Source organism: Paraburkholderia mimosarum LMG 23256 = NBRC 106338 (assembly GCF_000739815.1).
GTDB classification, from domain to species: domain Bacteria; phylum Pseudomonadota; class Gammaproteobacteria; order Burkholderiales; family Burkholderiaceae; genus Paraburkholderia; species Paraburkholderia mimosarum.
Window position 1 is genome coordinate 1 of record NZ_BBJJ01000141.1, and the last position, 7,306, is coordinate 7,306.

The window sequence follows — 7,306 nt, forward strand, 5'->3', positions numbered from 1 at the left end:
CACCCGATCTGGCGTGGGCAGACTGAGCGCCGACAAACGCAAAGCGATCGCACTTCAGGCCCTCGCGCGCACCGAACCAATCAGTGTGCTGGCTGAGCGTAACGGCGTGAGCCGCCCGACGGTCTACCGACAGATCGGCACGGCCAGTGCAGCGCTCGATGAAGCCTTTGATGCCACGCGGGCAGCCGACGCAGATCAGGTGCTTTTCATGCTGCCGGTCACCCGCCAATGGCTCGATCAGGTCATCGTGGCGCTCACGATGGTGGGTCACGTTTCGTTTCGCGCTACCCTTGAGCTCATGCACGACCTGCTCGGCGTATCGACCAGCCTGGGCACGATTCACACCGTTCTCCAGCAGGCTGCGCAGCAGGCCATGGCCATTAACGCCGGCGTGGACCTCTCAGCCATCCGGGTCGGCCTGCACGACGAACTCTTTCAGGGTTCCCAACCCGTGCTCGCCGGTATCGATGTTGCCTCGACCTATTGCTATCTGCTCGCCCCCGAAGCTCATCGCGACGGCGACACCTGGGCCATCCATCTGCTGGACCTGCAATCACGGGGACTCGATCCTGAGCACACGATCGCCGATGCGGGAACCGGGCTGCGTGCCGGGCAAAAAATAGCCTGGCCCGATACGCCGTGTCACGGCGACGTCTTCCACATCATTGAGCAGGGCAAATCACTGGCGACGCTCTGGCATCGTGTCGCCGGCGGTGCGCGCACCGAACGCGAGCGGCTCGAAGCGCGTTTGGCCAATCCCCGTCGACGTTGCGACGATAGCCTCCTCGCTGCCACGCTGGAAACGCTTCGTCGCAATGAAGCCCATGCGCACGAGCTGGCTGCCGATCTGCGCACCCTGGTTCAGTGGCTCGAACGTGACATCCTGTCACTGGCAGGGCCGGACCTCGCGACGCGTCAACTGCTGTTCGATTTCGTGGTTGCCGAACTGCGGCAACGTGAGGCCCAGGACCTCTCACGCACGGGCGCATACCGGCGTGCACTGCAGAACCAGCGCGACGGGCTGCTCGCTTTCGCGGGCCTGCTCGACGAAAAACTCGACGCCATTGCGCAAACGCACAACGTGGCGCGCGATCTCGTGCGCGAGGTCTGCATCCTGCATCGCAAGTCCGAAACGTCGAGCGCGTTCTGGCAAGGATGGAATCGCCTGCTTAGCCGCATCGGTCGCCCGTTTCACGACGTCTACGCCGCCGTATCCGCGGCGCTGCGCAGCACACCACGCAGCAGCTCGCTGGTCGAAAATCTCAACTCGCGACTGCGCGTATGCCTGACTAACCGGCGTCATCTGAAGGGCGGGCGGGTCTGGCTTGGTCTGCTGCAGTTCGTCTTCAATCATCGCCGCTTTGCCCGTAGCCGATGTCCTGAGCGCACTGGAAAGAGCCCGAGGGAATTGATGAGCGGCAAGCCTCACGATCACTGGCTTACGCTGCTCGGACTCGGCCGCCTCCAGCCTCAGCGCATCTGACATCGGCTGGGTTGTCACCGGCCTCTATTATGCATCGGAATTCTTGCCATTCCTGCGTTTCGCGCAGGCTGCTTAAGCTCGTCCCTGTAACGCAAAAATCACGTGTTTTGAACCACGCCCGCTGAAGCGTCTCAACGGACTGTTCAGCGTCATTTATGCGGATAGCGGTCGGGCCTCGATCTCACCGGAGAAACTGGTGCGTGCTTTGCTGTTGCAGGTGTTCTACTCGGTGCGCAGCGAGCGCATGCTGATGGAGCAGATGCAGTACAACCTGCTCTTCCGCTGGTTTGTCGGACTGGCAATGGAGGACGTGGTGTGGAACCACTCCGTCTTCTCGAAGAACCGCGACCGACTGCTCGAGCACGAAGTCGTGGAATCGTTCTTTACTGAAGTCATGGCCCTGGCGGACAAGCAGGGCCTGCTGTCCCGGGAGCACTTCTCGGTGGACGGCACGCTGATCCAGGCATGGGCGAGCCACAAGAGTCTTCGCCGCAAGGACGGATCGGACGATCTGCCGCCCGGTGGCGGGCGCAACGCCGAGGCCGACTGGAAGGGCGAGCGACGCAGCAATGAGACGCATGAGTCGAGCACTGATGCGGATTCGCGCCTAGAAGAGCAAGCAGAGTCCAGCCATCCTCTGTTACCAGGGGCACATCGTGATGGAGAACCGCTCGGGGCTGGTGGTCGGCGCCGTTGTCAGCCATGCAGATGGCTTCGCCGAGCGGGCCAATGCGCTGCGACTGCTCGACTGCGTACCGGGTACTCACGCCAAGACAGTCGGTGCTGATAAGGCCTACGACACACATGACTTCGTAAACGATTGCCGGGCGCGCAACGTGACCCCGCATGTCGCACGCAATGACGCGCGCCCGGGTGGCAGCGCGATCGATGACCGTACATCGCGGCACGCGGGATACCAAATGAGCCAGGTCATCCGTAAGCGTATCGAAGAGCATTTCGGCTGGGGCAAGACGGTCGGCCGGATCCGGCAGACGGTGTATCGCGGCATCAAGCGGGTCGACCAGCACTTCAAGCTGACGATGGTCGCGAGCAACCTCACGCGCATGGCACGAATAATGGACGAGGTGCTCACGGGAGCGGTGCAATGAGCCGCCATGGCGCGTGGCCTGAGGGGTGCGGCATCGCCGCGCAGGCGAATGGCCTGCGCGAACTGGCCTGCGCATCCGGATTTCGGCGGGAAGTTGCACGCGAAACACTCCTGAACATTGCTTCGGTCTTCATGACGAGGCGCTTTTCAACAGCCTGCTAGAGCGCATCGAGCGCAGGGGAAGGCCTCCCTTCAAATCCATACTACCGCTAGCGGCATCCTGAGTGTAAATTAGCCACAGAGAATCTTTCAGACGGGACGGCTACGTGAAGATAAAGACAATAAAAATAAAGAACTTCCGCTTGCTGCATAATATTTCGGTGCAGCTTGAAGACGAGACTATAGTCGTGGTTGGACGTAACAACTGCGGAAAGACCTCGCTCTCCGACATCATCCGCAAATTCCTCTCGGAACGGAGCACGTTCGAGATAGAGGACTTTTCGAGCGCTTGCTACGACAAATTCTGCGCGGCGCACCGCGCACACCTAAAAGGCGCTGACGTCAAAGAGGTTCGCGCGCTCGTGCCGTCAATCGATCTGCGGCTTTACGTGAGCTTCGACCCGACAGTTCCTGAGTTCGGCCCGCTCCGCGAGTTCGTCATAGACACCGACGACAATTGCGCGGAGGCCGTCATCGTGTGCTCGCGGAGCCTCGCCGATGGCGAGATTGCAGCCTTGTTCGAGGGGCACGAGAAAACCATCCTGCACGGGACCGACGAAGCGCATTCCGACGAGGATCGCCTTGCGCTCTTCCGCAGCTTGGCCGACCGCGTGCCGACGCTTTTCACGACGCGGATGTGGGCCGAGGACCCGCAGGACCCGACGAACACGCGCGACGTGACGCCCAAGGCCGTCACAAACCTGCTGTCGCTCGGCTTTGTGAACGCGCAGCGTGCGCTCGACGGCACGGGTAGCCGTGACACCGACGTTCTGGCAAAGGTGCTGGAGGGCCTGTTCCAAAGCGCCTCCGTCTCGACGGCGGACGGCTCCCAAAAGAACATCGCGGACGGGCTCAAGAAGGCCATCGAGGAAATCCAGTCTGGGATGGACACGGATTTCAAGAAAGAGCTCGCGAAGCTCATGCCTGCGATTGAGCATTTCGGGTATCCGGGCCTGGACAATGTGCCGCTACAGCCGGAGACGAAGCTCGAAGTCGGCAAGCTTCTGTCCAACTTCACGAAGGTTCAGTACGCCGGTTACAGCGGCGTGCAGCTACCAGAGTCCTACAACGGGCTCGGGTATCGCAACCTTCTCTACATCCTGTTCAAGATCGTTGGCTTCTTCCGCGAGTACCGGGCGCATGCGAACGCGCCTGGCTTGCAGCTCATCGTGATCGAAGAACCCGAAGCTCATCTACATCCGCAGATGCAGGAGGTCTTCATCCGGCAGTTGCCAGAGGTCGTTAAAAAGCTCTGCGCCTTGGAGGGCGAGGACGTCTCGTGGCCGGTGCAATTCGTCGTCTCGACGCACTCTCCACACGTTGCGAATGAGGCCCGCTTCGACACGATCCGCTATTTCGCCGTGACGTCAAAGGATCTGCCGGTTGGCGTGCGCTGCACTCAGGTCAAGGACCTCAGCAGCGACCTCGCTGGATTGAAGGGCCCTGCCTCTGACTTCCTGCACCAGTACCTCACGCTGACGCGCTGCGATCTCTTCTTCGCGGATAAGGCGGTGCTGATTGAAGGGACGACGGAGCGACTGATGTTGCCGCAAGTGATGCGCGCCCTCGATGCTGTCGATCCGTCCCTGAAGCTTGGTAGCCAATACATCACGATCATGGAGGTCGGCGGGGCCTATGCACAGCTCTTCATTCCGCTGCTCGAATTCCTGGACCTGCGCAGTCTGATCATCACCGATCTCGACGCCGTCAAACGCAACTCCAATAGGAAGCTCGAAGCTTGCCTCGTCCACGAGGGGGAGACCACGAGCAATTCCTGCATCAAGCACTGGTTCAACACGGCCGAAGCTGCGGCCCCGGTGCCCGAAGTGCCTGCCGAGGAACCGGCCACAACGCCTGTAGCCGCGCCGCAAGCGGCTCCGGCGGCCCCAGCTCCGGCGACGGCAGAGGCAGCCGCCGCAGAGGCTGCTGATGACGACGAGGAAGAAGTTGCGGATGGGGCGACCTTGTTCCCTCTGTCGACGGCATTGGCGGCCGACAACGCTGCCAAGACCCGCGGCAGTCTGCGTCTCGCATATCAGGTGCCGGAAGCGTCGGACGGGCCGTGTGGTCGGACGTTCGAAGACGCGTTCATTCTCGCGAACCAAACCTTCTTCGGCATCACCGGCGCAACGAATGATGCGCTCGCAAAAGCCGCCCAGGACAAGGCCGCGAAGCAGAAGAAGTCAAAGTTCGCACTGACCTACGCGATTGAGAAAACCCACTGGGTCACGCCGCGATACATTGAAGAGGGCATGCGCTGGCTCGCCGCGAGCAACGCCGCTGTCGCTGATCCTGGCGTGGCGCTCGCCGCCGAGGCGCAGGCCGTCAATGCACTCACCGACACGCTAACCTTGGGTGAAGCCAAGTGAGCGCGGCCGCCCAACCAAATCCAGCCGAGGCCGCCGCCGCCGCCGCATGGGAGGCGCTGAAAGGCTGCCTCGACGACGGGTCGAGCTTCGTGTTCGAGGCTGGCGCTGGCGCCGGTAAAACCTACTCGCTGATCGCTGCGCTTCGCTACATCCTGAAAGACCGGACGCGAGAGCTTCAACGCACGCACCAGCAAGTCGCGTGCGTCACCTACACAAATGTCGCGCGGGATATGATCATTGCGCAGACCGATGGCGATCCAGCGATCTACTGCGATACGACTCACGCGTTCGCATGGATGCTCGCCAGCCCGTTTCAGAAACGGCTTCGCGAGCTTGTCCGCACGCTGCCGGGCTGGGCGGATCGCGTCGAAGAACTCGACGCCGCGAACATCACAGCAGTTGGGTACGCGCTCGGTCGGCGCTCCATCGAAGATGGCACGGCGAACCTACACCACGACGACATCTTTCCGGTCTTTATCGAGCTCGTGCAGTCCGCGAAGTTCCGCAACGCGGTGGCGTCGCGCTTCCCGCTCATCCTCGTGGACGAGTACCAGGACACGAACGCCGAGCTTGTCGAATGTCTCAAGAACAAGTTCATCAGCAAGCCGCACGCGCCGCAATTCGGCTTCTTCGGTGACCACTGGCAGAAGATTTATGGCGATGGCTGCGGTTCGATCACACACGACGCGCTGAAGCGCATTGACAAGAAAGCGAACTTCCGCAGCGCGAAGCCAATCGTCGACAGCTTGAACTTGATCCGCCCGGAGCTTGCGCAAGCGGTGAAAGACCCGTCTGCGCCGGGCGAAGTTCACGTCTTCCACACCAACGGATGGGGCGGGAGACGGCGCACGGCGAACCACTGGCAGGGCGATCTTCCTGAGGCCGAAGCCGCGCAAGCGCTCAGGAATGTCCGCGCCGAGCTGGAAAGCGTTGGCTGGGATTTTGCCGGCGACACGAAGGTCCTGATGCTAACCCACCGGGCGCTTGCGACGGAGATGGGCTACGGATCGATGCGAACCGTCTTCAAGTTCAACGACTCTTTTACGCGTAAAGCCAATGAGGTCATCGCGTACTTTCACGAGCATCTTGAACCAGCGGTGCGGGCCTACCTCGCCAGGCGGGTCGGCAAGATGTTCGAAGCGATTGATGCCACGCGTCCGGTGATGAATGGGCCGGCCGACAAGGCCAGGTGGGCGGACGCCATGAGGCGGCTCTGCGAACTTCGTGACACGGGCACGGTCGGCGACGTGATCGTACATCTGTCCTCCACGGGCCTGCCGATCCTCTCAGACGCGGTCGTGCGTCAGGAGAAAGCGCTTGCGGACGCGCTTGCGGGCGGCGAGCCGCTGACGGGACGCGTCAGGGAACTCCATGCGCTTCACGCAGTGTCATACCAAGAGATCATCGCGCTCTGCGAATATCTCGATGGTCACTCACCGTTTGAAACCAAGCATGGGGTGAAGGGCGACCAGTTCGAAAATGTCCTTGTCGTGTTCGGGCGCGGCTGGAACGAGTACGACTTCAACCTCTATCTTAAGATGGCCGGGAACCCTCGCCTGATCGGCACTCGAACGGCGGACTACGAGCGTTACCGCAACCTGTTCTATGTCGCTGTCTCGCGGCCGAAGAGGCGCTTGGCGCTCGTCTTCACGCATTTGCTTGACCCCAGCGCAATGGCGACACTGTCGGGATGGTTCGCGGGCCATCCCATCCGGGATATCGGCCCTGCGCTATGATGACTGCCTCTGGGCAGAGCTTATTCATAGCACTCTAAGTCGATCTCTCGTGTAGGTCCGCTTTTGGGCCAGACTGCAGGGGGCCGCTTTTGGTCTGCGGCCAATCGCCAACTCTCGACCTGTGCTTCGCGTCTTGGCCAGGTGCCGACTGATGCAATTTGCATAGGCAGCTTTAACCCCGCCAAGCTGCGATCGGCAGCATGCGACCCTCTTTCGCCGTGCGAACCGCCGTCGCTTGGGTAGCGGTTTCCAGCGTCCAACGGTCAATCAGCCATCCGGGGAGGCTCGGCAAGTCACCAACGGCGGTAGCTATCCGGTTGGATAGCAGTGCCCTGACAGGTCCCGCAGCGGAGGCTCGCGCGGTGTTAATATTGCCATCGACGCCAGAACAATCAACAGATATAAAAGGTCGGCTTATGGGGACTCTCGATATTTTAAATAAAATTGTCGG

At 61.2% G+C, this 7,306-nt stretch carries 3 protein-coding genes and 1 pseudogene; all 4 read left to right on the plus strand.

From position 1 onward, the window contains the following. The coding region (locus BMI01S_RS35250) for a hypothetical protein (protein WP_218002767.1) at positions 1-1,483 on the plus strand (1,483 nt) is incomplete at its 5' end. Between the two features lie 121 nt (positions 1,484-1,604). Then, positions 1,605-2,592, plus strand: a pseudogene (locus BMI01S_RS35255) (IS5 family transposase); the annotation flags it as partial. 265 nt (positions 2,593-2,857) lie between these two features. Next, positions 2,858-5,119: an ATP-dependent nuclease gene (locus tag BMI01S_RS35260; protein WP_042292544.1), complete on the plus strand. Its 2,262-nt coding sequence runs from the start codon at positions 2,858-2,860 to the stop codon at positions 5,117-5,119. Further along, a complete protein-coding gene (locus BMI01S_RS35265) occupies positions 5,116-6,855 on the plus strand; it encodes a UvrD-helicase domain-containing protein (protein ID WP_028232895.1) in 1,740 nt (579 codons plus the stop codon). Before BMI01S_RS35260 ends, BMI01S_RS35265 begins: the two co-directional genes overlap by 4 nt. Positions 6,856-7,306: the final 451 nt, after the last annotated feature.